Source organism: Arthrobacter sp. zg-Y1171, from assembly GCF_025244845.1.
Lineage (GTDB): Bacteria > Actinomycetota > Actinomycetes > Actinomycetales > Micrococcaceae > Arthrobacter_B.
In genome coordinates, this window is record NZ_CP104264.1 from 1,961,737 (window position 1) to 1,986,620 (window position 24,884).

The 24,884-nt window shown below is 65.4% G+C and carries 20 protein-coding genes; 6 read left to right on the top strand and 14 right to left on the bottom strand.

Annotated elements, in window-relative coordinates:
* Nucleotides 1–384 precede the first annotated feature (384 nt).
* From secF to N2L00_RS09180, 7 genes are all read right to left on the bottom strand, one after another.
* Nucleotides 385–1,401 carry a protein translocase subunit SecF gene (gene secF / locus N2L00_RS09150; protein ID WP_255766344.1) on the bottom strand — a complete coding sequence of 339 codons (1,017 nt, stop codon included), beginning with the start codon at nucleotides 1,399–1,401 and terminating at the stop codon, nucleotides 385–387.
* Nucleotides 1,401–3,128 (bottom strand): protein translocase subunit SecD, encoded by a 1,728-nt coding sequence (secD, locus tag N2L00_RS09155; RefSeq protein WP_255862929.1) that lies wholly within the window; start codon nucleotides 3,126–3,128, stop codon nucleotides 1,401–1,403. The genes secF and secD overlap by 1 nt, the downstream gene beginning before the upstream one ends.
* A gap of 93 nt (nucleotides 3,129–3,221) precedes the next feature.
* Entirely contained in the window at nucleotides 3,222–3,641 is a 420-nt protein-coding gene (gene yajC / locus N2L00_RS09160) for a preprotein translocase subunit YajC (RefSeq protein ID WP_255766346.1), read from the bottom strand.
* 101 nt (nucleotides 3,642–3,742) lie between these two features.
* Nucleotides 3,743–4,837 carry a Holliday junction branch migration DNA helicase RuvB gene (ruvB, locus tag N2L00_RS09165; RefSeq protein WP_255862928.1) on the bottom strand — a complete coding sequence of 365 codons (1,095 nt, stop codon included), beginning with the start codon at nucleotides 4,835–4,837 and terminating at the stop codon, nucleotides 3,743–3,745.
* Between the two features lies 1 nt (nucleotide 4,838).
* On the bottom strand, nucleotides 4,839–5,465 hold the full coding sequence (ruvA, locus tag N2L00_RS09170) for a Holliday junction branch migration protein RuvA (RefSeq protein WP_255766348.1): 627 nt from the start codon (nucleotides 5,463–5,465) through the stop codon (nucleotides 4,839–4,841).
* Nucleotides 5,466–5,538: 73 nt separating this feature from the next.
* A complete protein-coding gene (gene ruvC / locus N2L00_RS09175) occupies nucleotides 5,539–6,138 on the bottom strand; it encodes a crossover junction endodeoxyribonuclease RuvC (RefSeq protein WP_255766349.1) in 600 nt (199 codons plus the stop codon).
* 9 nt (nucleotides 6,139–6,147) lie between these two features.
* Nucleotides 6,148–6,906: a YebC/PmpR family DNA-binding transcriptional regulator gene (locus N2L00_RS09180; protein WP_227921280.1), complete on the bottom strand. Its 759-nt coding sequence runs from the start codon at nucleotides 6,904–6,906 to the stop codon at nucleotides 6,148–6,150.
* A 278-nt stretch (nucleotides 6,907–7,184) separates the two neighbouring features.
* Here N2L00_RS09180 and N2L00_RS09185 point away from each other — a divergent pair, with 278 nt between their 5' ends.
* The 3 genes from N2L00_RS09185 to N2L00_RS09195 all read left to right on the top strand — a co-directional run bounded on the left by N2L00_RS09185 (nucleotide 7,185) and on the right by N2L00_RS09195 (nucleotide 10,318).
* A complete protein-coding gene (locus N2L00_RS09185) occupies nucleotides 7,185–8,456 on the top strand; it encodes a Mur ligase family protein (RefSeq protein WP_255862927.1) in 1,272 nt (423 codons plus the stop codon).
* Nucleotides 8,453–9,199, top strand: a complete 747-nt coding sequence (locus N2L00_RS09190; RefSeq protein WP_255766351.1) for a type 1 glutamine amidotransferase — start codon at nucleotides 8,453–8,455, stop codon at nucleotides 9,197–9,199. Before N2L00_RS09185 ends, N2L00_RS09190 begins: the two co-directional genes overlap by 4 nt.
* A 99-nt stretch (nucleotides 9,200–9,298) precedes the next feature.
* The gene (locus N2L00_RS09195; RefSeq protein WP_255862926.1) at nucleotides 9,299–10,318 is read left to right on the top strand and encodes a hypothetical protein; all 1,020 of its coding nucleotides are present in this window, start codon (nucleotides 9,299–9,301) and stop codon (nucleotides 10,316–10,318) included.
* Nucleotides 10,319–10,454: 136 nt separating this feature from the next.
* Here the strand turns inward: N2L00_RS09195 and N2L00_RS09200 are convergent, their stop codons facing one another.
* Nucleotides 10,455–11,999: an HNH endonuclease signature motif containing protein gene (locus N2L00_RS09200; protein WP_255862925.1), complete on the bottom strand. Its 1,545-nt coding sequence runs from the start codon at nucleotides 11,997–11,999 to the stop codon at nucleotides 10,455–10,457.
* A 362-nt stretch (nucleotides 12,000–12,361) separates the two neighbouring features.
* Here N2L00_RS09200 and N2L00_RS09205 point away from each other — a divergent pair, with 362 nt between their 5' ends.
* Together N2L00_RS09205 and N2L00_RS09210 are read left to right on the top strand one after the other, a co-directional pair.
* Nucleotides 12,362–13,081 (top strand): class I SAM-dependent methyltransferase, encoded by a 720-nt coding sequence (locus tag N2L00_RS09205; protein ID WP_255862924.1) that lies wholly within the window; start codon nucleotides 12,362–12,364, stop codon nucleotides 13,079–13,081.
* A 200-nt stretch (nucleotides 13,082–13,281) separates the two neighbouring features.
* Nucleotides 13,282–15,306, top strand: coding sequence for a M3 family metallopeptidase (locus N2L00_RS09210; protein WP_255862923.1), 2,025 nt, complete (start codon nucleotides 13,282–13,284; stop codon nucleotides 15,304–15,306).
* A gap of 102 nt (nucleotides 15,307–15,408) precedes the next feature.
* Here the strand turns inward: N2L00_RS09210 and pgsA are convergent, their stop codons facing one another.
* From pgsA to N2L00_RS09235, 5 genes are all read right to left on the bottom strand, one after another.
* The gene (gene pgsA / locus N2L00_RS09215; protein WP_255766356.1) at nucleotides 15,409–16,026 is read right to left on the bottom strand and encodes a phosphatidylinositol phosphate synthase; all 618 of its coding nucleotides are present in this window, start codon (nucleotides 16,024–16,026) and stop codon (nucleotides 15,409–15,411) included.
* A gap of 3 nt (nucleotides 16,027–16,029) precedes the next feature.
* Nucleotides 16,030–16,614 (bottom strand): HIT domain-containing protein, encoded by a 585-nt coding sequence (locus N2L00_RS09220; protein WP_255766357.1) that lies wholly within the window; start codon nucleotides 16,612–16,614, stop codon nucleotides 16,030–16,032.
* A 15-nt stretch (nucleotides 16,615–16,629) separates the two neighbouring features.
* Nucleotides 16,630–18,642: a threonine--tRNA ligase gene (gene thrS / locus N2L00_RS09225; RefSeq protein ID WP_255766358.1), complete on the bottom strand. Its 2,013-nt coding sequence runs from the start codon at nucleotides 18,640–18,642 to the stop codon at nucleotides 16,630–16,632.
* Between the two features lie 75 nt (nucleotides 18,643–18,717).
* A complete protein-coding gene (locus N2L00_RS09230) occupies nucleotides 18,718–22,143 on the bottom strand; it encodes a DNA polymerase III subunit alpha (protein WP_255862922.1) in 3,426 nt (1,141 codons plus the stop codon).
* Nucleotides 22,144–22,163: 20 nt separating this feature from the next.
* Entirely contained in the window at nucleotides 22,164–22,475 is a 312-nt protein-coding gene (locus N2L00_RS09235; protein WP_255862921.1) for a DUF6504 family protein, read from the bottom strand.
* A gap of 314 nt (nucleotides 22,476–22,789) precedes the next feature.
* Here N2L00_RS09235 and N2L00_RS09240 point away from each other — a divergent pair, with 314 nt between their 5' ends.
* A complete protein-coding gene (locus N2L00_RS09240) occupies nucleotides 22,790–23,257 on the top strand; it encodes a hypothetical protein (RefSeq protein ID WP_260554247.1) in 468 nt (155 codons plus the stop codon).
* Nucleotides 23,258–23,267: 10 nt separating this feature from the next.
* Here the strand turns inward: N2L00_RS09240 and N2L00_RS09245 are convergent, their stop codons facing one another.
* Nucleotides 23,268–24,872, bottom strand: a complete 1,605-nt coding sequence (locus N2L00_RS09245) for an MDR family MFS transporter (protein ID WP_255862919.1) — start codon at nucleotides 24,870–24,872, stop codon at nucleotides 23,268–23,270.
* Nucleotides 24,873–24,884 lie beyond the last annotated feature (12 nt).

Sequence of the window (24,884 nt, forward strand, 5' to 3'; positions counted from 1 at the left end):
CGGCCGGTCGAGGGCGTACGGCCTGCGCCGCTGCCGGGTTTCACCGGTACGGGGGCCTTCGCCGGGCCGGGGACGGGAAGCAGGGCGTCAGTGTTGCCGGCGGCAGCATCCAATGCCGCAGCTTCGCGCGCTGCGGTGTCCTCATGCCCCGGGTCGATCCCCGCGGTGCCGCTGTTTCCTGCCTCATCGGCAGGTGTTGCACTGTTGGCCACTGACGACCTTTCTTCGTACGTTCAAAAGCAGGTGGTCAAAACGTTTTCGGCGGCCGCGCTTACGCGGCACCTGTCAACCAGTCTAAGCCTGCCCGCACCGCACTTAAACCGCCGGTTCCGTACTCCTTTGGCGTGGAGTACGGAACCGGATGGTCGGAGCGGGATTTACCCCTTAGGCGCTGACAGCCGCGGAGCCCTTTGCTTCGTTGGCCCGGCGTTCAGCCACCCGCTTGGCCTGCTTGCGGATGTCCGGTTCATTCCGGCGCAGCCAGGCGTACAGGGGCGCTGCAATGTAGATGGTCGCGATGGTGCCCAGGATGATGCCCACGAACAATGCCAGGGACAGGTCCTTCAGGGTGCCGGCGCCCAGCAGCAGCGCACCGATGAACAGGATGGAGGCCACCGGAAGGACTGCGACCACGGACGTGTTGATGGACCGCACCAGGGTCTGGTTCACGGCCAGGTTCACTTCTTCCGCGAAGGTCCGCTTGGTGCGCTTGTCCAGGTCCTTCGTGTTTTCGCGGACCTTGTCGAACACCACCACGGTGTCATACAGCGAGTAGCTGAGCACGGTAAGGAAACCGATGATGGCCGACGGCGTCACTTCGAAACCGCTCAGCGCATAGACGCCGGCCGTGACGACCATAACCACCAGAAGCCCGACGACGGCAGCTACCGACATCTTCCAGGTCCGGAAGTACAAGGCCATCAGCACTGCTGCCAGTGCGACGAAGACGACGAGGCCCACCAGTGCCTGCCGGCTGACGTCGCTTCCCCAGGTGGGACCGATGAAGGTGGAGGTGACCTCGTCCTGGCTTACGCCGTAGGTGTCCGCCAGCGATTCCTTGACCTCGATGGTCTGGTCATCGCTCAGCTTCTCCGTCTGGATCCGCATGGTGCCCGGGGCGATGTTGGTGACCTTCGGGTCGGCGGTGCCGGCAACCTCGGCCACGGCCTTCTCACCGCCGCTGACGTCGGTATTGCTGACGTTGGAGACGGTGAACTCGGAGCCGCCGCGGAATTCGATGCCGAGGTTGAATCCGCCCTTGGCCACCGGGATGAGGATCGAAAGCAGCACGGCTGCCGCTGCGATGAAGAACCACAGCTTTGCCTTGCCAACGAAGTTGTAGGACCGCTTTCCGGTGTAAAGGTCGTTGCCGAATGCGGCGAAACTGGGGAGCTTACTCATTACTCGCCGTCCTTCTCGGAGCTGCGGCCGGTACCGGCCATTGAATCCTGCTTTTCGGCAAGCCGCCGTTCGGCGATGGTCATCCTTCGTTCGGCTTCCTTGGCCGCTCCCTTGTTCTTGGTGCGCGCAGCCGGCGCTTCGGAGGGATCACGCAGCCGTCCGGCGCCGCGGTACAGCGGTACCGCGCCCAGCTTGCTCGCATCGAGGCCGGAGAACCGGTGGCCGTCGCCGAAGAACTTGGTGCGGGCCAGAAGCACCATGGTGGGGTGGGTGAACATAAAGACCACGATGAGGTCCGCAATGGCGGTAAGGCCCAGGGTGAAGGCAAAGCCCCGCACGTTGCCCACTGCCACGAAGTACAGGACGACGGCGGCGAGGATGTTCACGGCCTTGGAGGCCAGGACGGTGCGCTTGGCGCGCTTCCAGCCGTTGTCCACCGCGGAAACCAGCCCGCGGCCGTCGCGAAGCTCGTCACGGATGCGTTCGAAGTACACGATGAACGAGTCCGCGGTCTGCCCGATGGCGACGATCAGGCCGGCCACACCGGCGAGTGAGAGCCGGTAGTTGTGGCTCCAGCCCAGGATGGCGATGGCCAGGTAGGTCAGCAGGCCGGCGACGACGAGCGAGATGATGGTGACGAAGCCCAGCGCGCGGTACTGGAAGAGCGAGTAGACGGCAACAAGGGCCAGGCCGATCAGGCCGGCGATGATGCCCATCCGCAGCTGGTCCGCGCCGAGGGTCGCCGAGACCTGCTGTTCGCTCTGGATCTCGAAGCTGATCGGCAGGGCACCGTATTTCAGCTGCTCGGAGAGCGCTTCGGAGCTTTCCTGGGTGAAGTTGCCCGTGATCTGGGGCTTGCCGTCGGTGATGACGGCGTTGACGGTCGGCGCCGAGATGATCTGCCCGTCGAGGACGATGGCGAACTGGTTCCGCGGGTCGCCCTGCGGGAAGGCGAAGAGACGCTCGGTCACGTCGCGGAACTTGTCGGTGCCCTCGCGGTTGAACTCGATGTTCACGGCCCACTGGTTGGTGGAAACACCGTTGTTGCCCTGTGCCATGCCGAAGCTGGCGGTGGAAATGTCCACGCCGGGAACTTCGACCGGACCCAGGATGTATTTGCCGGCGGTGCCGGGCTCGCAGGCGACCATCGGCTCGTCGGCCGGCGCCTGCTCCGCGTTGGCGATGGTGTCCGGGTTCAGGCAGTCAGTGGTTTCGAACTGTGTCTGGAGCTCGGGTGAAATCCAGTTGGTGTCCGAAGCATCCGTGGGTTCCGCCGACGGTGTGGGCAGCTGTTCCGCGGGAGTGGGATCCGTGACTGCTGCACCCTGTCCCCCGCCGCCGGTGAGGACCGGACGGAACTCCATGTTCGCGGAAGCCTGGATCAGTTCGCGGGTCTCGGAATCGGGGACACCGGGCAGCGACACCACGACGTTGCGGTTGGACTGCGTGCTGATCTCCGCTTCGGAGACGCCGCTGCCGTCCACGCGCTGGCGGATGATCTCCACGGCCTGGTCGAGCTGTTCGGTCGTGATTTCGGAGTCACCGCCCTGCACCTCGGGAGCAAGGATCATCTGGGTTCCGCCCTCAAGGTCGAGGGCGAGTTTGGGGGTCCAGCTGGCGTTGCTCCACATGGAACCACCGCCAAGCAAAAGGGCCAGGGCAGCAAAAATGACGCCCAACCAGAGGAGCGTCTTTTTCGCGGCCGAGCCGGGGCCGGTACGGGGCATAGGGAATTTTCCTTAAGGGCGAAGATCACCGGGACCGTCATGGTCTCCGGGCGGCAAGCGGGGCACCGATGCCCCGCTTGGCTCGTGGAGAGTCTAGTTCTCTTTTTTGTCGTCGCGGTTCAGGCGCTTGAGTGTTTCTTCAGGTGTCTCGTCCTGCACGGCGTCCCGGCGCTCGGAGGAGTCCTTGCCGAGCGTGAGGGAAGAGGCGTCATCGGGGACCGCAGCGGCGTCATCGGCCGGTGCTTCTTCGGCGGGAACAGTGACGACCTTGGTCAGTGCCTGGAGGTGCACCGTGGCGGTGTTGCCGGGGGAAAGCTCCAGCACGGCCTTGTTTTCTTCCTGGTCCACGGAAACAATCCGGCCGAAAAGCCCGAACTGGGTCATGACCTCGGTGCCGGGAAGCATTTGGGCCCGCTGCTGGGTAACCGTCTGCTGCGACTTCTTCTGCTTGCGGAACATCATGATGACGAAGACCGCCAGCAGCAGAGGGAGAAAGAGATCAGCAATATTCACGTGGAGAGTTCCGTTTCTGTTGGGGAAGTGCCGGGCGTCCTGGCATACTGCCGGGACCGTGCCCAAGGGCCAGTCTAAACGGAAAACGTGGGAGCGGACTGTTAAGTTTCCGGCCCGGCCTCCTCGGCGGGAGCGGATGAGGTGTTTGTGCCGGGGCCGGAAAACATGTTCTGCGGCATGGCTGCGGCAACGTTCTCGGGCATCTGGAGGCCCAGATGCTCCCACGCGGCCCGGGTCGCAATGCGGCCCCGCGGGGTCCTGCCGAGCAGGCCTTCACGGACGAGGTACGGTTCGGCCACCGTCTCCACGGTCTCCGGTTCCTCGCCGACGGCGATTGCCAGTGTGGACAGTCCCACCGGTCCCCCGTTGAACTTGGTGATCAGCGCGGTCAGCACGGCGCGGTCCAACCGGTCGAGGCCGAGGACGTCCACTTCGTACATATCCAGCGCGGCTCCCGCCGAGCGGGCGTCGATCTGCTCGATGCCGTGCACCAGCGCCCAGTCCCGGACGCGGCGCAGCAGCCGGTTCGCAATTCGCGGGGTGCCGCGCGAGCGTCCGGCAACCTCGGCAAAGCCCGCGGAGTTGACCTTCATGTCCATCAGCATGGCCGAACGGCGCAGCACCAGTTCCAGCTCGTCCGTCGAGTAGAACTCCAGGTGGCCGGTGAACCCGAAACGGTCCCGCAGCGGGCCGGGCAGCAGGCCGGCGCGGGTGGTGGCTCCCACCAGGGTGAACGGCGGCAGGTCCAGCGGAATGGCGGTGGCACCGGCGCCCTTGCCGACGATGATGTCGACGCGGAAATCCTCCATGGCCATGTAGAGCATTTCCTCGGCCGGCCGGGACATGCGGTGGATTTCGTCCAGGAACAGCACCTCGCCCTCGGTCAGGGAAGACAGGATGGCTGCGAGGTCACCGGCGTGCTGGATGGCCGGCCCGGAACTGATCCGCAGCGGTGCGTTCATTTCCGCTGCAATGATCATGGACAGGGTGGTCTTGCCCAGTCCGGGCGGGCCGGACAGCAGTACGTGGTCGGCGCTGCGGCCGCGCAGCCGGGACGCTTCGAGTACCAGCGACAGCTGTTCGCGGACGCGCTTCTGACCTACGAAGTCGTCCAGGTTCTTGGGCCGCAGGGCGGCTTCGATGGCTTTGTCGTCCGGATCGGGACCGGGTGCGACGAGGGAGTCTGCGGTGGACACCTCAGCCGGCCTTTCGGCGCGAGGACACCCGGGCGCCGTCGGTCCCGAGGCGGCGCAGCGTCAGTTTCAGGATTTCCCCGACGTTGCCGGCGGCAGCGACGTCGGGATGCTCGGCGGCGGTGTCGTCCATGGCGGCGGTGGCGTCCTTTTCGGACCAGCCGAGGCCGGTCATTGCGGCCAGGACCTGTTCCTGCCAGCGCGGTGCCGCCGGGTTTTCCACGGTGCCGTGCGGCACCAGCTTGTCGGCCAGCTCGAGGACAATGCGGCGGGCACCCTTGGGGCCAATGCCGGAGACCTTGCTGAAGGCCTTGTCGTCCCCGGTGGAGGCGGCCACCCGGATGGCTTCAGGAGTGTGGACCGCCAGGACAGCGAGGGCGATCCGCGGACCCACGCCGCTGACGCCGAGGAGGATTTCAAAGACCTCGCGCTGGTCCGCGTCGCTGAACCCGTACAGGGTCATGGAGTCTTCGCGCACGATCATGGCGGTATGGACGCTGGCTTCACTTCCCGTGCGCAGCGAAGCCAGGGTCTGCGGGGTGGCCTGGACGAGCATCCCGAATCCGTGGACATCAATGACGGCAGAGGTAAGGCCCACGTGCGAAACGACCCCGCGGAGGGAACTGATCATGAAGGAACTCCAGAGGCTGTATAGAACATATCTACGAATACCCTACTTGCTGGCGCCCGCATTCCCCTGCTGTTCAGTAGCTTCCGCGTTTTGCCCGCGCTTCCGCTTCGGCCCACAGCCGCTGGGCCGGAGTTAACCCGGTCGCGGGTGCCGTGCCCCGCGAGGCGGAGCCGGCGGTGGGTCCGGGACCGGCGACGCCGCGGCGCCAGGCGTGGGTGATCGCCAGGGCAAGGGCGTCGGCGGCGTCGGCGGGCTTGGGCATCTCGTCCAGCCGCAGGATCTTGGTCACCATCTTGCCCACGGCGTCCTTGTTGGCCGAGCCGGAGCCGGTGACCGCCGCCTTGACCTCAGTAGGCGTGTGCAGGGCGACCGGGATGCCGCGCCGGGCAGCGGCGGCAATAACGACGCCGGACGCCTGGGCGGTACCCATCACCGTGCTGACATTGAGCTGGCTGAAGACCCGTTCCACGGCCAGGACATCGGGCCGGTGGGTGTCCAGCCACAGATCGATGGCTTCGGAAATGACCAGCAGCCGGGCGTCAAGCGCCGTTCCGGCGACTGTGCCGACAACTCCGACGGCCACAAGGGTGGCCCGGCGGTTTCCCTCGACCTCAACTACTCCAAGGCCGCAGCGGGTCAGGCCGGGGTCCACCCCCAGGACGCGTAAAGACACAGGTACGTCTTAGTCGTCTTCTTCAAGCTCGGCCATTACGGCGGCCGGGATATCAGCGTTGGAGTAAACGTTCTGGACGTCGTCGAGGTCTTCCAGCGCATCCACGAGCTTGAGGAACTTGCGGGCAGCATCCGCATCCAGTTCCACATGCATGGACGGAACGAATTCGGCTTCATCGGTTTCGTACTCGATGCTCGCCTCTTCCAGCGCACCGACGACGGCGCGGAGGTCCTGCGGCTCGGAGATGATCTCGAAGTTCTCGCCCGATTCCTTTACTTCATCCGCACCGGCGTCAAGGACGGCCATCAGCAGATCGTCTTCGGTGAGGCCGTTCTTGGGCAGGTTCACTACGCCCTTGCGGGTGAACATGTAGGCGACGGAACCGGGATCACCCATGTTGCCGCCGTTACGGGTCACGGCAAGGCGGACCTCGGAGGCTGCACGGTTCTTGTTGTCCGTGAGGCACTCGATCAGGAGGGCGGAGCCCTGCGGTCCGTAGCCCTCGTACATGATCGTCTGGTAATCGACGGCCTCGCCGAGCAGGCCGGCGCCGCGCTTGACCGCACGGTTGATGTTGTCGATCGGCACCGACGTCTTCTTGGCCTTGGAAACGGCCAGTTCAAGGGCCGGGTTGCCTGCCATGTCGGCTCCGCCGGCGCGTGCTGCAACTTCGATGTTCTTGATCAGCTTGGCGAAGGACTTGGCGCGCTTGGCATCAATTACGGCCTTCTTGTGCTTGGTGGTTGCCCATTTAGAGTGGCCCGACATGCTCTACGCTTCTCCTCTGATCGATAAAAAAGTCCGGCTGCTTGCCACCCGTCCAGGACTCCGGGGAACCCGGCCCGAACAGGGAGACCAGCTAAGCTTCCCGAACGCACTGCCACAATTCTAGCGACCGAATCCGTTTCCGGGGCCGGAAACGCTTCCGCGCTCCCGGCCGGCGTCGGATAAGGACGGATAAAACACCTCTGACCTGTCACGATGCGTGCAGCCTCACGCCTTGCGGAACGGTGCCGTATCAAGGGTGTGCGCTATATTCAGTAACCATGAGTTCTTTCTCCATCCTGGTCGGAAAACTGGTCCGCAGTGCCTCCAAACTGCGTGGCGGCGGTTCCGCCCTGCCCGGCCTGGTAGTGGAGAAAATCGATCCCGATTTCATTCGCCGCACCCTCGCAGACCTGCCGCTCGGCGTCGCCGTCGTCTCCGGAACCAACGGTAAGACCACCACTACCAAGATGGTGGTGGAGCTGCTCGAGAGCCAGGGGCTGAAGGTTTTCACGAACCGCACGGGCAGCAACTTCACCCGCGGCGTTGCGGCAGCACTGCTGGGCGAGGTGAACCTGCGCGGACACCTGGATGCGGACATCGCCGTCCTGGAGCTGGACGAGGCGCACGCCGTGCACTTCGTGAAACTGATCCAGCCGCGCTACAGCCTGCTGCTGAATGTCCTGCGTGACCAGCTGGACCGGTTCGGCGAGATCGACAAGACCACCCGCCTGCTGGAATCCATTGCCCGCGCGACCACCGAGACGGTGGTCCTGAACCGCGAGGATCCCCGCGTGGCGGGCATCGCCGATTCCCTGAACGGCCAGCGTGCCGTGTACTTCGGGCTCGATGCCTCGCTGCGCAGCACCTTCCCCAACGACGACGAGATGCGCGGCAGCCTTGCCGAAGCGCTGGCCGCAACGCAGGAGGCCGACGTCGTCCTTGAACGCGTGAGTGAGACGGACGCGGACTTCCTGGTCGACGGACAGGTCCGCACCTCGGGGCTGAAGCTGCGCGGCGTCTACAACATCTTCAATGCCGCCGCTGCCCTCGCCTTCGCGCGCACCATCAAGGGCAAGGACCTCGACTCCGACGCGCTGTTCGAGGCGCTTGCCAATGTGGAGCCTGCCTTCGGGCGCGGCGAGTCCCTGACCGTCAACGGCCAGCCGCTGGAGCTGGTGCTGGTGAAGAATCCCAGCGGCTTCCGCCTGGGCCTGAAGTCCTTTGCCGCCCACGGCTATTCGACGATGATCGCCATCAATGACAATTACGCCGACGGCCGGGACATGTCCTGGCTGTGGGATGTCGACTTCGAGTCCCTGGCCGAGGGCGGCGTCGACGTCGTCAGCGGCGTGCGCGCCTACGACATGGCGTTGCGCCTGAAGTACGACGACGTGCCGGTGCGCACCATCGAACCGGACATCACGGACGGACTGAAGCGTTTCATCAAGGACTCCCCCGGGGTTCCCATGCGGATCTTCTGCACGTACACGGCCATGCTGGCCGTACGCCGGGAACTCTCCAAGATCACGAAGGTAGAGGTGGTCTCATGACCGAGGACCGCACAATCAAGATCCTGCAGCTGTACCCGCGGGAAATGAATATTTACGGCGACTGGGGCAACGTGCTGGTGCTCAAGCAGCGCCTGAAGTGGTACGGCTACCAGCCAGTCGTCGAGGAGTACAACGCGGGGGACGAGTTCCCTGCCGACGTCGACATCATTGTCGGCGGCGGCGGCCAGGACAGCGGACAGGTGGTAATCCAGCAGGATCTCCAGCAGTTGGCTCCCACCCTGCAGGGGCTTGCCGAGGACGGCCTGCCGATGCTGGTGATCTGCGGCCTGTACCAGTTGTTCGGACGGTTCTTCAAGACGCATGAGGGTGCGCTCATTCCGGGAATCGGCATCCTGGATCTGGAGACCCACGGAGGTGACGTGCGGTTGATCGGCAACGTGCTTTCCGTCAGCGAAGAGTTCGGCGAGATCCACGGCTATGAGAACCACAGCGGCCAGACGTTCCTCGGTCCGGGTGTGAAGCCGCTGGCGGAGATCCGCAAGGGTGAGGGCAACAACACCAAGGACAGCACCGAGGGCGCGCGGTACAAGAACGTCGTGGCCAGCTACCTGCACGGTTCCCTCCTTCCCAAGAACCCGGCAATTGCCGACTTCCTGATCGAAAAGGCAGCCACGCGGAAGTTCGGCAGCTTCTCCCCTGCTCCCCGTTCGGAACAGGACCTGGCTGATCTGTCGAAGCTTTCGGAAATGGCACGCCAGCACGCCGGGCAGCGGCCGCGCTAGCCTCTCTTGCCGGAAGAGGGGCGGCTTCCCCCCGCTGATGGTCCGGCAAGAGCATTTGATCCGCCGCGCGGAGCCGGCACCGGGCCTTAGGGTGTACTGATGACGGTCCGTATAGATGAAGCCCAAGCGATCTCTTCTATACTCGACGGGCTGGACGATGCCGGCGTGCGGATGCTTATCCATGATGCTGATCAAGTAGGCATCGGTATCGGGGGAACAACCAAGACAGTGCGCATCGGTGAATCCACTGTCTTCGTGAAACAGCTCCCGCTGACAAGCATCGAAGAACTGGATCCCACCGCCACTGCAAGTCTGCTCCGGCTTCCCTTCGTTTCCCACTACGGCATAGGAAGCCCTACCCACGCGGTCGGGCGGGAGCTGGCAGCACATCAGGCGACGTCCGAGTGGGTTCAAACGGGAGTGGCGGACTTCTTCCCGCTCCTGCTCGGCTGGCGAGTCATTGATCTGAAATGCGAGGCAGACCTTAGCGAGTTCGACGGCGATGCGTCTCCCCGCCAGTGGGGGCCACATTGGCCTTCGGTCCAGAGCAAGCTCACCGCGATGAAGAACGCGTCCAAAAGCATGGTGTTCTTCCTTGAGTACGTGCCCGAGACTCTGGGCGCCTGGGTGCGCAGAAGCCTGGTCGAGGGCACTGGGGCGACCGTCTTTCCTGAAGTTGTCGACCAGCTCCTGAAAGCCACAGCGTGGATGAACAGCCAGGGATTCCAGCACTTTGACGTGCACCCCGGGAACATCCTCATCCGGGACGGCAGACTGCTCTTCACCGACTTCGGCCTGGCGCTCCACCGCGACTTCGACCTCACTGCGGAGGAAGAAGCATCCATGCTCACGCATGACGGCTTTGACCGCGATACCGCCCTGATGCACCTGTTCCACTGGACGCTATTTGAACTCGGCTATACCTCCGCCCCGCAGCGTCTGGAGCTGTTGCGTGCTGCCGCCGCTGACCCCACCATGCCTGCGCTGGAGCCAGTTCGAGCCGCACTCGGCGCCGGTGCCGACCGAATCGCGCAATATGCGGGTGTCGCTGTCCATATGACCGAGATGTTCCGTGCCCTCACGGAAGATGCCCTCGCAGCGCGATACCGACAGCGATAGGTGCTCAATACTGGGCCCGGATCGGAACCACCCGCCAGCTCGGCGTCCCGGTCAGGGATCGGCTACGGGACATCCATAATCGACGGTGCAATCAAAGCGCTGCGCGCACCTGCCGTTTAGCGTGCGGCTCAAATGATCAATCGCCCGGCAGCGGCGGCGCCGTGGATTGATAGGAGTATCCAGTCGGCGTGGTGATTTCGACCGTGTGCCGGCCCGGACTTCCAACACTCCTTGCCCGCCAGCCTGGTGCTTCCTTGGCCTGGTTGCAGGCTTCGCACAGGCCCTGCAGGTTTTCGGCGTTTGTACTCCCGCCGATGCGGTGCGGACGGATATGGTCGCGGTGCCGTATTGGGGCGTTGCACCACGGTGTCCGGCAGGTTTGATCCCTCGCGGAGATGAACCTGGCCAGGGAATCGGGGACGTACCGCGCCTTGGAATCCATGGCGATCAGCTCTCCGGAGGTCGGCGCCGTATAGAGGCGGCGGAGCCAGAGATCCGGTGACGCTGATTCTTCGTGTCGGCTCGCGGGGTCCTTACGTCCGGCTTTGGGTGTCGAGGCGCTGCCGCTCCTTTCACCGCCGGCGCTGCCGCTTGCGGCCAGTCCACCACCAGCCCTTCCAGTTGCAGCTTTCCGCACCGCGTCCCGCGCCCACATGGCTGGCACCGCGCCGTATCCGCTGAGATAGGCCGGTTCGTTCGAACCCGCCAGCAGCGTACGGTCGGTCATAACAAGCTGGACCTCCAACGGCACCCGGTCCGCTTGGGCAAGCCCAGTGATTCTTTCCACCATCGTGTCCGCCATGATCTGGCCGCGCCCGCGTGAATCGCCCCGTGCCCGAAGGTAATCTGCTTCACGGCTGAGGGCTGCAAAGACTGCGACTCCCTGTGCCACCGGCAGCAGGCCGGTCAGGTAGGTCATGGTGTCCGGTGCGGGCCGGCAGGAAACATGGCGGTCCGTCTGCGCCTTGGCTGCCCGGCGGACCAGCGCTTCCTGATCGATCCGGTAGGTCAGTTTCCGGATCCGGCCGATCAAGCGTCCGCCGCCCAAACCCTCCAGCCCTGCGGGGTCTCCAGCTACCTCACGGTCCACCAAACGACGGTCGGATACTGAAAGGCACGCCGTCTCGCGGACCAGCAGCGTGGCCCGCCATTCGTTGAGTCTGCCCTCGGACAGCGCCCGGAGCGTGCACGGCATTTCATGCGCAAGCGCTTTGGAGAAGCCAAGAATCCGCCCGCCGCGGGCAGGCGATTCGCGTCGGGCGAGGGCAATTTGAGCAGCTACTCCTCTCCCCTGCTGCTCCAGGGGAACCCCGGAGCGGGCATGTGCCGCACGGACGGAAGCATCGAAAGCGGCGGCGACCCGGACCTGGGCTGCTGCAGCAGCCGCCTTGAGTTCTTCCAGTACGCGCAGCCGGCTTATCAGACAGGCATCTGTATCGGAGGCGATCTCCTCCAGGACCCGCCCGGAAGACAGCTCGGTGATCCACGTGGCGACCTGCGGGGATGACGGTTCATTGCCGCAATACGCCTCGCTGAGGGTTGCCGGACCAGGGCGCTCACGGCTGGACAGTGGTGTCGCGGACGCCGGACCGTTACTGCCACAGTGCTGCCCAGCGAGTGTACCGAAGCAGGGCTCAACGCCATGAACAGGTGGCGGATAGTCCCGATTTGATTCGAACATGTGTTCGATGCTATGGACTTCCAACCACCGCTGCAATAGGAGTTTTCGTCCTTGTGGAAAACTACCCACACCCTTGGGTACCCCCGCCCTGACTTGGGGTAACACTTGAAAGGGTTGGTCAGAATCCTGCCGCGGGCTGCCGGTATTGGGTGCTCGTTGGAGGCGTGCCATCGTCGGCCCGGAGGCTGGTCTGGACCCGGCCGCAGTCGGCCGGCCGGGCGGCCCGCCGCCGGCGAGTCCCGGGCCCGCCGGTCGCCGCCTCTGCCAGCCCCGGGTCCGGGACGCGTGCTACCGTTCAGGCGCGTACCCAGACCGAAGCTCCCCTGCTCCCCTAGTGAAAAGCCCCGACTGAAACGAACCGCATGAGCACAGCGAAGCCCGCTAACTACTATGCCGTCCCTGAACTTGCGGCCGCATATGATGCGGACAGCAAAGCCCGGCAGGACCTGCAGTTCTACCTGGCACTGGCCGCCGAGACGGGAGCCCGGCGCGTTGCAGATCTCGGAGCGGGAACGGGCCTGCTGTGCAGCCTGCTGGCCGGGCAGGGGTATGAGGTCACGGGAGTCGAGCCTGAACAAACCATGCTTTCGCTCGCAGCCGCCCAGCCGCATGCCGACGCCGTCACCTGGATTCGAGGAACCGCGGAAAACCTGCCGGAAGCCTGGGCAGATCTGGTGCTGATGACCGGACATGTCGCGCAGTACTTCCTTGATGACACCGCATGGGTGCGGGTGCTCACCCATGCCGGACGAGCGCTCAGGCCCGGAGGCAGGCTCGCGTTCGAAGTACGCAACCCGGATGTTGAGGCCTGGCGCCGGTGGGAGGGCACGCACAGCACCAGCCGGGGAACGGTCACGCAGACCGTCCGGCGGCAAGACGATCTGGTCACGCACACCGATACCTGGACCGACGGTTCCGGAACGCGGACGACGATCGAGACCCTCCGCTTCCCTTCCTGGGACACGGTTACCGCCGGTTTGGAAGCCGCAGGACTTACGGTCGACCAGTGCTGGGGCCACTGGGACCGAAGCCCGGTGCGACGGGATTCACCGGAGTGGATCTTTCTCACCGAAGCGGTTTAACCCGTCCGCACGCCACACGCCTACCCTCCCCCGCCGTCCTGCGTCACCAGCACCGCCGCAGGACGAACACCCAGGTTGCGTTTCATGAACTTCCCCATGCATCTCCCCAGGCCCGCGGGCTGCGGCAGCGGGGAGTCGGACCGGTCATACTGCAGTGCCAGGTTGGAGCGGGATGCCCCGCTGTGCCAGTCTTGGGCTTTATGGACAACCCTTTCCTTTACCCGAGTAGCCTGCCGTACCAGCTGCCCCCGTTCGAGCAGATCAACGAAGACGTTTTCCTGCCCGCCTTTGACTCCGGAATTTCCGGGCATGCCGCCGAGATTGACCGTATTGCCGCGAACCCGCAGGCACCGGACTTCGAAAACACGATCGAAGCCCTGGAATTATCGGGCCAGGAGCTGGGGCGCACCGCCGTCGTCTTCTTCACCCTCTGTGCCGCTCACGCCACGGAAGGCGTGCAGCGGATCCAGCAGCAGATCGGCCCGCGGCTCGCCGCGCACGAGGACACGATTTACCTCAACCGGCAGCTCTTTGCCCGGGTCGAAGCCGTCGCGGAGAACCTCGCCGGCTTGGACGATGAACAGGCACGCCTCGTGTCCGAGTACCGCCGCCGCTTTATCCGCGCCGGAGCGCAGCTCGATGACGCCGGGCAGGCCCGCATGCGGGAGCTGAACGCCCGGCTTTCGGAACTGGGCACGGACTTTTCCCAGCGCCTGCTGAGGGACACCAACGATTCGGCCCTGGTGGTGGACGACGCCGCCGAACTGGACGGCCTGCCCGACGACGACATCGCCGCAGCAGCGACCGCTGCGGCGGAAGCGGGACACGACGGAAAGTTCCTGCTGCCCCTCGTGCTGCCCACCCCGCAGCCGGCCCTGGCGTCGCTGACCAACCGTGAGAGCCGCCGTCGGCTGCATGAGGCAGCCCGAAACCGCGGTTTCCGGAACAATGACGGGAACACGCTTGCAATCGCGGCGGAAATGGCCGCACTGCGGGCGGAAAAGGCAGCCCTGCTCGGTTTCGCGAACCACGCCGAGTACGGCACCGATGACCAGACCGCACCGTCCCTGGCGGCGATCCACGCCATGCTGGACAAGCTCGCCCCTGCAGCCGTCCGCAATGCCAAGGCCGAGGCCGAAGAGCTGCGCGCAGCGGCCCGGCGGGACGGACACGAACTGGCCGCCTGGGACTGGGCGTACTACTCGGAGCAGGTCCGCCGGGAGAAGTTCGACGTCGACTCCTCCGCCCTGCGCCCGTACTTCGAACTGGAACGCGTCCTCACTGACGGCGTGTTCTACGCCGCGAACCGGCTCTACGGACTGTCCTTCACCGAACGGGCAGACCTAGCGGGCTATCACCCGGACGTCCGGGTCTGGGAGGTCAAGGACGACGACGGCACCGGGCTGGGCCTGTTCCTGGGCGACTATTACACCCGGGACACCAAGAACGGCGGCGCCTGGATGAATTCCCTGGTCCACCAGTCCCGGCTGTTGGACGCCCCGCCCGTGGTCATTAACAACCTGAACATTTCCAAGCCCGCGGCCGGTGAGCCGACGTTGCTCACCTTCGGCGAAGTGGTTACGGCATTCCATGAGTTCGGCCATGCGCTGCACGGATTGTTCTCGGATGTCACCTATCCCCAGTTCTCCGGCACTTCGGTACCGCGCGACTTCGTTGAATATCCGTCACAGGTCAACGAGATGTGGATGCTGTGGCCGGAGGTGGTCAGCAACTTCGCCAAGCACCACGTCACCGGGGAGCCGCTGCCTCAGGAGGAAATCGACAAGGTGAATGCGGCGGCCGTCTGGGGCGAGGGGTTCTCCACCACCGAGTACCTGGGTGCCGCCCTGCTGGATCTGGCCTGGCACGAACTCGCACCGGGCGAAACGGTGCAGGATCCGGAAGCCTTCGAGTCCGCGGCCCTGGCGGCGGCCGGCGTCGACCTGGACCTGGTTCCCCCGCGTTACCGCACGGGATACTTCAAGCACATCTTTGCCGGCGGCTACGCGGCCTCGTACTACGCGTATATCTGGAGTGAAGTGCTCGACGCCGACACGGTCGAGTGGTTCCGGGAAAACGGCGGCCTGACCCGGGAGAACGGGGGCCGTTTCCGGACGGAACTGCTGTCCCGCGGCAACAGCATCGACCCGCTGCAGGCGTTCCGGAACTTCCGGGGACGCGATGCGCAGATCCAGCCGCTGCTGGACCGGCGCGGTCTGGCCTAGGCTCCGCTCCCCCAGCCGCAGCCGCAGCCGCAGGGACCATAAACAGAAGGCGGGAACCGGATATAACCGGTTCCCGCCTTCTGCTGCGCCTAATAAGCCTGCCTAGGCAGGGTTGGCCATCCGCGCCTGCTTCCGCACGGTGTGCATCCGCTGCCCGATGGTCACGCAGCTGGCCAGGGTCAGCAGGATCAGGACCACCAGCAGCAGGACCTCGGGGACGCCCAGGCCCACCAGCCCGGTAGCGACCAGCAGGGAGACCAGCCGCTCGGCCCGCTCGGCAATGCCGACGTTGGCGGAGAAGCCCAGCGACTCGGCCTTGGCCCGGATGTAGGAAACCAGCATGCCGACTACCAGGCAGAGGATGGCCGCGATGCCGATCGCGTCGTTGCCGCCGCCGGTGAAGAACCAGATGGCGACGCCGGCAAACAGGGCGCCGTCGGCGAAGCGGTCGAGGGTGGAATCCAGGAACCCGCCCCAGCTGCCCTTGCGCTGCTGCTGCCGGGCCATGATCCCGTCCACCACGTCGGAGAAGATGAAAACGGTGATGAAGATGGTGCCCCAGAACAGCTCACCCAGCGGATAAAAGACCAGTCCGCCGATCATCACACCGAGCGTGCCGGCAATGGTGACCATGTCCGGGGTTACGCCGCGGCGGAGCAGCCAGGTGGCCAGCGGGGTGAAAACGGCAGTGAAGAATCCCCGTGCGTATTTGTTGAGCACGCGTCAGTCCTCACTGTCCGGGCCGGAGCCCTCTACGGGCCAGGCATCGGCCACTTGCCGGCGCACGTCGCCCAGGGTCTGGGTGATGGCCTTGGTCTGCGCGATGATCGGCAGGAAGTTTCCATCACCGCCCCACCGCGGAACGATGTGCTGGTGCAGGTGGGCGGCGATCCCGGCCCCGCCGGTTTCCCCCTGGTTCATGCCCAGGTTGAAACCGGTGGGGCTGGACACCTTCCGCAGCACGCGCATGGCGGTCTGGGTAAGCGCCGCGATCTCCGCCGTCTCCTCCGGGTCGATGTCCGTGTAGTCCGGCACATGCCGGTACGGGCAGACCAGCAGGTGGCCGGCGTTGTACGGGAAGAGGTTCAGGATCACGAAGGCGTGCCGGCCGCGGTGGACAATCAACGATTCCTCGTCCGACCGCTCCGGAGCGGCGCAGAACGGGCAGGTCTCCTTCGAGGAGACCTGCTTCTGCCCGCCCTTGATGTAGGCAAGCCGGTGCGGGGTCCAGAGCCGCTGGAATGCGTCGGGGACACCGGCGAGTTCGAACGTGTCCGTCACCGCGGCGTCGTCAGGCTGTTCTCCCATTGCGTCCCCGCCGCCCTACTTGTCCCGGTTACGGACGGCTTCGACAATCCGCTTGACGGCCTCTTCAACGGGTACGCCGTTGTCCTGGCTGCCATCCCGGAAGCGGAAGGAGACGGCGCCGGCCTCGGCGTCGTCGCCGCCGGCGATCAGGACAAACGGGATCTTGTCCTTGGACGCGGTGCGGATCTTCTTCGGGAAGCGGTCGGTACCGGTGTCCACCTGGGCGCGGATGCCGTGCGCCTTGAGCTTGTCGACGACGTCGAACATGTAGTCGTTGAACGCTTCGGCCACGGGGATGCCGACCACCTGCACCGGTGCCAGCCAGGCCGGGAACGCGCCGGCGTAATGCTCGGTGAGCACGGCCATGAAGCGTTCCACGGAACCGAACAGGGCGCGGTGGATCATGACGGGGCGCTGGCGGGTGCCGTCGGCGGCCTGGTACTCGAGCTCGAAGCGCTCGGGCAGGTTGAAGTCCAGCTGGATGGTGGACATCTGCCAGGTGCGGCCGATGGCGTCGCGGGCCTGGACGGAGATCTTCGGGCCGTAGAAGGCTGCTCCGCCCGGATCCGGGACCAGGTCCAGGCCGGAGGCTTCGGCAACCTCGGCGAGGGTGCGGGTGGCTTCCTCCCACACATCGTCGGAGCCGACGTACTTCTCCGGGTCCTTGGTGGACAGCTCCAGGTAGAAGTCATCCAGGCCGTAATCCTTGAGCAGGTCCAGCACGAACTTCAGCGTGGTGGTCAGCTCGTCCTTCATCTGCTCACGGGTGCAGTAGATGTGGGCGTCGTCCTGGGTCATGCCCCGCACGCGCGTCAGGCCGTGGATCACGCCGGACTTTTCGTAGCGGTACACGGAACCGAATTCGAACAGCCGCAGCGGCAGCTCGCGGTAGGACCGTCCGCGGGAGCGGAAGATCAGGTTGTGCATGGGGCAGTTCATCGGCTTCAGGTAGTAGTCCTGGCCGGGCTTGGTGACCTCGCCGGTCTCCGGATCGGTAACCTCATCCACGTGCATGGGAGGGAACATCCCGTCGCGGTACCAGTCCAGGTGGCCGGAAACCTCGTACAGGTGGCCCTTGGTGATGTGCGGGGTGTAAACGAACTCGTAACCGGCCTCGGTGTGGCGCTGCCGGGAGTAGTCCTCCATGGCCTTGCGGATGATGCCGCCCTTGGGGTGGAACACCGGCAGGCCCGAACCCAGCTCATCCGGGAAGGAGAACAGATCCAGTTCGGTGCCCAGCTTGCGGTGGTCGCGGCGCTCGGCTTCGGCCAGGCGCTCCTGGTAGGCCTTCAGTGCGTCCTTGGTGGGCCAGGCGGTGCCGTAGATGCGCTGCAGCTGCTGGTTCTTCTGGTTGCCCAGCCAGTAGGCGGCGGCGGAGCGGGTCAGGGCGAAGGCGTTGGAGATCAGTTTGGTGTTGGGCAGGTGCGGGCCGCGGCACAGATCGCACCAGACGACGTCGCCGGACTTGCGGTCCACGTTGTCGTAAATGGTGATCTCGCCGGCGCCGACCTCGATGCTCGCACCTTCGCCGGCTTCCTCGGCGCCGTCCTTCTTGCCCAGCAGTTCAAGCTTGTACGGCTCGTTCTTCATGGCTTCGCGGGCTTCGTCTTCGCTGACCACGCGGCGGGCAAATTTCTGGTTCGAGTTGATGATCTTCTGCATCATCTTCTCGAGGGTCTTCAGGTCCTCCGGCGTGAACGGCTCGGCAACGTCGAAGTCGAAGTAGAAACCGTCCTTGATGTACGGGCCGATGCCCAGCTTGGCATCCGGACGCAGCTGCTGCACGGCCTGGGCCATGACGTGCGCGGTGGAGTGGCGCAGGACATTCAGTCCGTCTTCGGACTCAATGGTGACGGATTCCACGATGTCGCCCTGCTCCAGCGGCGTATCCAGGTCCTTGAGGACGGAGTGCACGCGCATCACGACGACGTCGCGGCGTTCGAAGAAGAGCTGAGCACCAGTGGTGCCAGTATCCACCGTGGTCTCTTCGCCGTCGACGATGAGGGTGAACTTCTCTGGCACTGACACGGTTGTCTCCTAGATTTCGTTGTACGGCGTCTGCTGCACGGCCTGGACACGGCCGCACTTCCGCCCGTACCGATGTTATCCGCTGCGCTTGGACCCCACCAACATGCCGCGCGGGCTGCCGGGTTTCGGAAGCGAGTCCGTGTCCGCCAGATTCCATGCTTCGAGCGCCTGGAGGCTGATGCCCCGCGGGCCGGTGCGGCGGGTCAGCCCGCGGACCAGCAGCAGTTCCGTGCCGAAAAGCAGCGGACCGGATTTCTCCTGCGCCTCGTGGAAGAACGTGCAGTCGATGCAGCCCGTGCCGTCGTCGAGGCTGATGAACACCACCCGGCGTCCCCCGCGCATGGGAGGCGTCTGCGTGGCCACCCGGATCCCGGCAACCAGCACCTCGGTCCCGTTGCGCAGGTCCATCAGTGCTTCCGCGGGCGTGACGCCCAGCCCGCGCAGCAATGGACCGTAGCTTTCCATCAGGTGCGCACTCACGTCCACGGACAATAGGTCCAGTTCGGTGCGGACCTTTTCCCGCAGCCCCGGTTCCGGCAGGTGGTGGTGCAGGTTCGCCAGCTCGGTATCCCCCAGCGGCAGGGCCAGCTGCCCGGGAATAGGATCGTGCTTCCGGGACGCGGACTTTGCCGGCGCGGCGTCGAGGTACTGGATCAGGTCCGCACGGCTGCCCTCGGAGCCGGTCTGCTTGCTGAGCGAATCGAAGGCACCGAGCTGCGCCAGCCGGCGCAGGGTGGGCCGGGAGACCTTCGCGCGTGCCCTCAGGTCCGCCAGGGAGTCATAGGGCTGCCCGGCGGCAATGCGCTTTAGCTCGACGGCGGACAGCCCGTAGATCCCGGCCAGGGACAGCCGGATCCCCAGCCGGCCGTCGTCGAGCCGTTCCACCCGGTAGGTTTCGCCGCTGCGGTTGATGTCCAGGGGCAGGATGGGGATGCCCATCCGCCGGGCCTCGGCGACGAGCAGCCGGCGCGGGTACATTCCGGGATCGTGTTCGAAGATGCCCGCGAGGAACGCCGCCGGGTGGTGTGCCTTCAGCCATGCCGACTGGTAGGTGGGCACAGCGAAGGCCGCGCCGTGGGCCTTGCAGAAGCCGAAGCTGCCGAAGGCCTTGAGCGTGTCCCAGACCTTGTCGATGGTCTCCTGCGTGTAGCCGCGGGCGGCGGACTTGCTGCGGAAGTATTCCTCTACTCCGGGCTCAGCGGATTCGTTGCCCAGCAGGCGGCGCAGTTCGTCCGCCTTCGCCAGCCCGCAGCCGGTAAAGACGTTCAGCGTCCGCAGCACCTGCTCGTGGAAAACCGTGACGCCGTGGGTTTCGGCCAGCACCGGGCGCAGTGCCTCGTGCGGATAGACCTCCGGGGAGAAACCGTGCCGGTGTTCCAGGAACGGCCGGACCATGTCGGATTTCATCGGCCCGGGCCGGAACAGGGAAATGTCGATGATCAGGTCATTGAACTCGCGCGGCGCCAGCTTGCCCACCAGCTCGCGCTGTCCCGGGGATTCGATCTGGAAGCAACCCAGGGTGTGCGTGCTGCGGATGAGTTCGTAGGTGGGTTCGTCGTCGAACGGCACGGCGTCGAGGTTGATCCGTCCGTCGGGTTCAACGAACTCCGGGTCCGGCTTCTCCGGCCCGTCCCGATGCTTCCCGGCGGCAATGACCTCTTCACGGGAGGAGTGCACACGCACTACTTCGCGGACGGCAAAGGCCATGGCGCTCTGCATCCGCACACCCAGCACGTCGAGTTTGAGCATGCCCATGGGGTCCATGTCGTGCTTGTCGAACTGGGACATGGGCAGGCCCAGGCCGCTGGGCTGCACGGGGGTGCGGTCCAGCAGGGAGGTGTCCCCCAGGATCACTCCGCACGGATGCATGGAAATGTGCCGGGGCAGCCGGTCCAGGCGTTCGGTGAGGTCCACCAGCAGGTCCAGCTGCTGGTTCTTTTCCACCTGGCCGGAGAATTCGCGCAGTTCGGGCTTTTCGGCGAGCGCCTCGCGGAAGTTGCGGGCCGAGAAACGCCATAGCTGTTTAGCCACAGCGCCGATTTCCTCCTCGGGCATGCCCAGCGCCAGTCCGGCGTCGCGCACCGCTCCGCGCGCCCGGTAGCCGTTCTGCATGCTCATCAGCGTGACCCGTTCGGAGCCGAAGCGTTCGAAGATGCGGTGATAAACGTTGTGCCGCTCGGCGCTTTCCACGTCTATGTCGATGTCCGGCAGCGTGGAGCGGTCCCGGGAGAGGAAGCGTTCAAAGATCAGGTCGTGGTCCAGCGGGTTCACGTGGCTGACGCCCAGCAGGTAGTTCACCAGCGAGGAGGCCCCCGACCCCCGGGCCGCGGCGCGTACCCCCATTCCGGTGATCATGGCGGAGACTTCCGCAACGGTGAGGAAGTACGAGGCGAAGCCCAGCCGCTCGATGATGCCCAGCTCGTGTTCGAGCCGGTTGCGCAGTTCCACCTCGGCAATCGAGTCCCGGGCGCGCAGCCTGCGGGTAATCCCCGCCTCGCAGCGCTGGCGCAGTTCGATCATGGGTTCGGCCTCGATGCCGATCACCGAGGCTTCGGGTACCACGGGCTGCTTCCAGCCCATATCCGCCACGGGGTCTATCCGGCAGCTATCCGCGAGCGCCGCAGTGTCGGCCAGCATCCGTGCCGCTCCCGAGGAACCGTAGCCTGCCTCGGAGCTGATCTCGCGGGCCAGCGCCGTCATCTCCCGTGCCCCCTTGAGCCAGCCCTGCCCGTTGGGCTGCCGGTCCGGAAGATGGGAGAGGGAAGTCAGCGAGCGCGCGGCGTCGAGCACGTCAGCGGTGGCGGCTCCATCCTCGTCCACGTAGCGCACGGCGTTGGTGAGGATGCCTGGCACGCGCATCTCATCGGCCAGCCGGAACATGCGTACGGCGTGGGCAAGGCTGAGGTTCTCCCCCGGGGCGGACAGATGGGTAACCACCTCGACGGCGAGCGCCCGGGCAGGGATCAGCGAGCGCCAGCGGCCGAACAGGGTGCGGGCAACGGCGTAGCTGCGGCTGCGCATGGCCTGGCCGACGTCGGACTGCGGGCCGACGAGGACGGTCAGGACCGGTGCGGCCTCCACATCGGAGACACCTTCCCCTGCTCCTACGCCACGGACGTACCCTGCGAGCTGCTCCATGGTGACGCCTACCGGTTTGCCGGCGCGTGCCCGGGAGGCGGAGGTGGCGGCGTGCGCGGCGGAGATCAGCCGGCACAGGGCACGGTAGCCCGCTCCCCCGGTATGCCCGTGGGCGAGAATGACCACCCGTCCCGTGACGGCGTTGCTGCCATCCAGCACGGCCAGGTCCACGCCCACGATGGGATCGATGCCCGCCTCCATGCACGCACGCAGATGCTTGACCGTTCCATAGAGCCCGTCCCGGTCGGTGCAGGCGAGCGCATCCGCACCGTCGGCCGCTGCGGCCTGCGCCATCTCCTCCGGCCAGGACACCCCGTAGTGGGCGCTGAACGCAGTGGCTGCGTGCAGGTGGGTAAAGCTCATTGCTTAGGCACTGTCTTCCATTAGGCACTGTCCCTCAGGGCATCGTGGATGCGGATCAGGCGCCAGCGGTTGCTGCGGACATGGTGCGAGATGTCGAGGGTGCGCAGGTCGGAGCGGTCATTGATCCGGGCCTGGACCCGCCAGATTTCGGTATCCACCAGCCCGGCACCGTGCCCGCGTTCGGCGCGGGTTTCCTCTTCCCACCAGTTGCGGCGTTCATACCAGCGCACCGGGTCCGCTCCCACCTTGTAGGTGCGCCCGCCCCAGATAAGCCGGAGAGGCTGGCCCGCGGGCGAGCACACCACCTCGATTGCTTCGCTGAAGGTACCCATTCAGCTTCCTCTCCGCCCATGGATGCATGCACGCCGCACACGCACCAACCCACTGGTTTATCCATTGGTTCACTTGGTTATCAGTTGGCAACTAATTCGAACATATGTTCGAACAGCTCCGCCACCAGTGTACGACCAGCCGGGGACAAACGGCACCACTCGGGGATGGACGGAAAGGGAGATCCGCTCTGGCACTGCGGGAGCCAGGTGCGCCGCTGCCGGCGTCGGTGCCCACATGGGGCACACTGTTCCCAGACAACTGGATTCGGCGCAGAAGCCGGGGTCCGGGCAGTTTTATCGAATGGGGGCCTAACATGACGGCAGACAGCAACACACCACCTAATGGACGGCAGCAGCCGGAACCGTGGAATCCGTTCGGGCAGGAGCCTGAACCGCCGCACTTTAATCCATATGCGCAGGACGTCCTGCCTGCGGATCAGGGCCCGTTTCCTCCCGCAGCCGGCCCCAAGCCGACACGGTTCAGCGCAGCGGCAATCATTGGAATGGTCCTCGTGACGATCGTTTGGGCGATCCTCATCCGCCCTCTTGTCAACTTCGCTACCTGGAACTTCCCCGATTTGGGGGACTCAGTGTTTGACCTGTTCATCTATTCCGGGTTGGCCATACTGCTCGGAGGAGTGGTGGGATTCAGCGTGGCGCTCGCCAAGGGGAACAAGAAGCTTGCAGCCCGCCTCTACATCATCCCCTCCCTGATTTGGCAGGGAGGCATCCTGGCTGCACTTCTCCTGCTGGTGATCGCCTTTCTCAGTTATGACGGCTGACACAGCCCGCTTAGCGGTCCGCTTCTCCGCTTACCCGCGCCGTGGTGGACAACGGCGTTTCCCGGATGAACAGGCACAGCACCAGGGCAACGGCCACGATGGGCACACTGAGAAGGAAAATGGGAGGCAGGGCCTGCCCGAAGGCCGCAGCGATGAAGTCCTGCGCCGGTGCGGGGAGTCCGCGGAGCATGGCCGGGCTCAGCGAATTGATGTCCCCGCCGAGGGCAGTCCCGGCCCCCGGCGGCGCCGCTGCAATCTCATTGCCCAACCGGTGGATGAAGATCGACCCGAACAGCGCGATCCCGAACGAGGCGCCGATCTGGCGGAAATAATTCGCTGCGGAGATGGCCGCGCCCATATCCCTGCCCGGCACGCTGTTCTGCACAATCAGCACCAGGTTCTGCATCAGCATTCCCAGCCCGAGTCCCATCACCAGCATGCCAAGAGCGGTGAAACTGTATGCGGTGGTGTCTGAGATCCGGGAGAGCAGCACCAACCCGGCGATGATCACCGCACAGCCCAGCACCGGGTAGATCTTGTACCGGCCGGTGCGCGAAATCAGCTGCCCGGTGCCGATGGAGGTCAGCAGCAGCCCGCCCATCATGGGCAGCATCATCAGGCCCGACTGCGTGGCGGTGGCCCGGTTGACCATCTGCAGGAAGGTGGGCAGGTAGGAGATGGTGGAGAACATCGCGATGCCCACGGCGATGCCCACCAGCACCGGCAGCAGGAAATTCCGGCTGCGGAACAGGTCCAGCGGAAGGATGGGTTCCGCTGCCCGCCTCTCCACCAGGACAAATGACGTGCCGGCCGCCAGCGTCACCACGGCCAGGGCAAGAATCTGCGGACTTGACCAGGCGTAGGTGGTGCCGGCCCAGGTGGTGAGCATCACCAGGGCGGCGCTCGCGAGCGCAAGCAGTCCGGCGCCTGCGTAATCCAGTTTCGGGCGCCTGCCGCGGGGTTTGGGCAGATGCAGCGAAGAGACGACGACGGCGAGCGCCACCGCGCCGATGGGCAGGTTGATGTAGAACACCCACCGCCAGGACCAGGCATCAGTGATCCAGCCGCCCAGCAGCGGACCGCCCACGGACGCCAGCCCGAAGGCCGCCCCGATCAGGCCCATGTACTTCCCGCGCTCCCGCGGGGAAACCAGGTCTCCGAGGATGGCCTGCGCCCCGATCATCAGCCCGCCGCCGCCTACCCCCTGCAGCGCACGGAACCCGATCAGCTGGCCCATGTTCTGCGCCAGTCCGGACAGGACCGAGCCGGCGAGGAACACTACGATAGCGAAAATGAAAATGCTCTTGCGGCCGAACAGATCGCCGAGCTTGCCGTAGATCGGCAGGCCGATGGTTGCCGCCAGGATATACGCGGTGACCACCCAGGACAGATGCTCCAACCCGTTCAGGTCCCCCACGATGGTGGGCAGGGCCGTAGCGACGATGGTTTGGTCCAGGGCTGCCAGCAGCACCGAGAGCACCAGACCCGTGAAAACCGGCACGAGGTTCCGCTTCGGTTCCTCGCCCGGGGCAGCCGCCACCCGGTGCTTCGGCAGGCCGGTCCCGGAGCGGGCCGCGGGCGCCGCGGTGCGCGGCGTTATTGCTCTGTGGGACATGGCGGGTTTCTT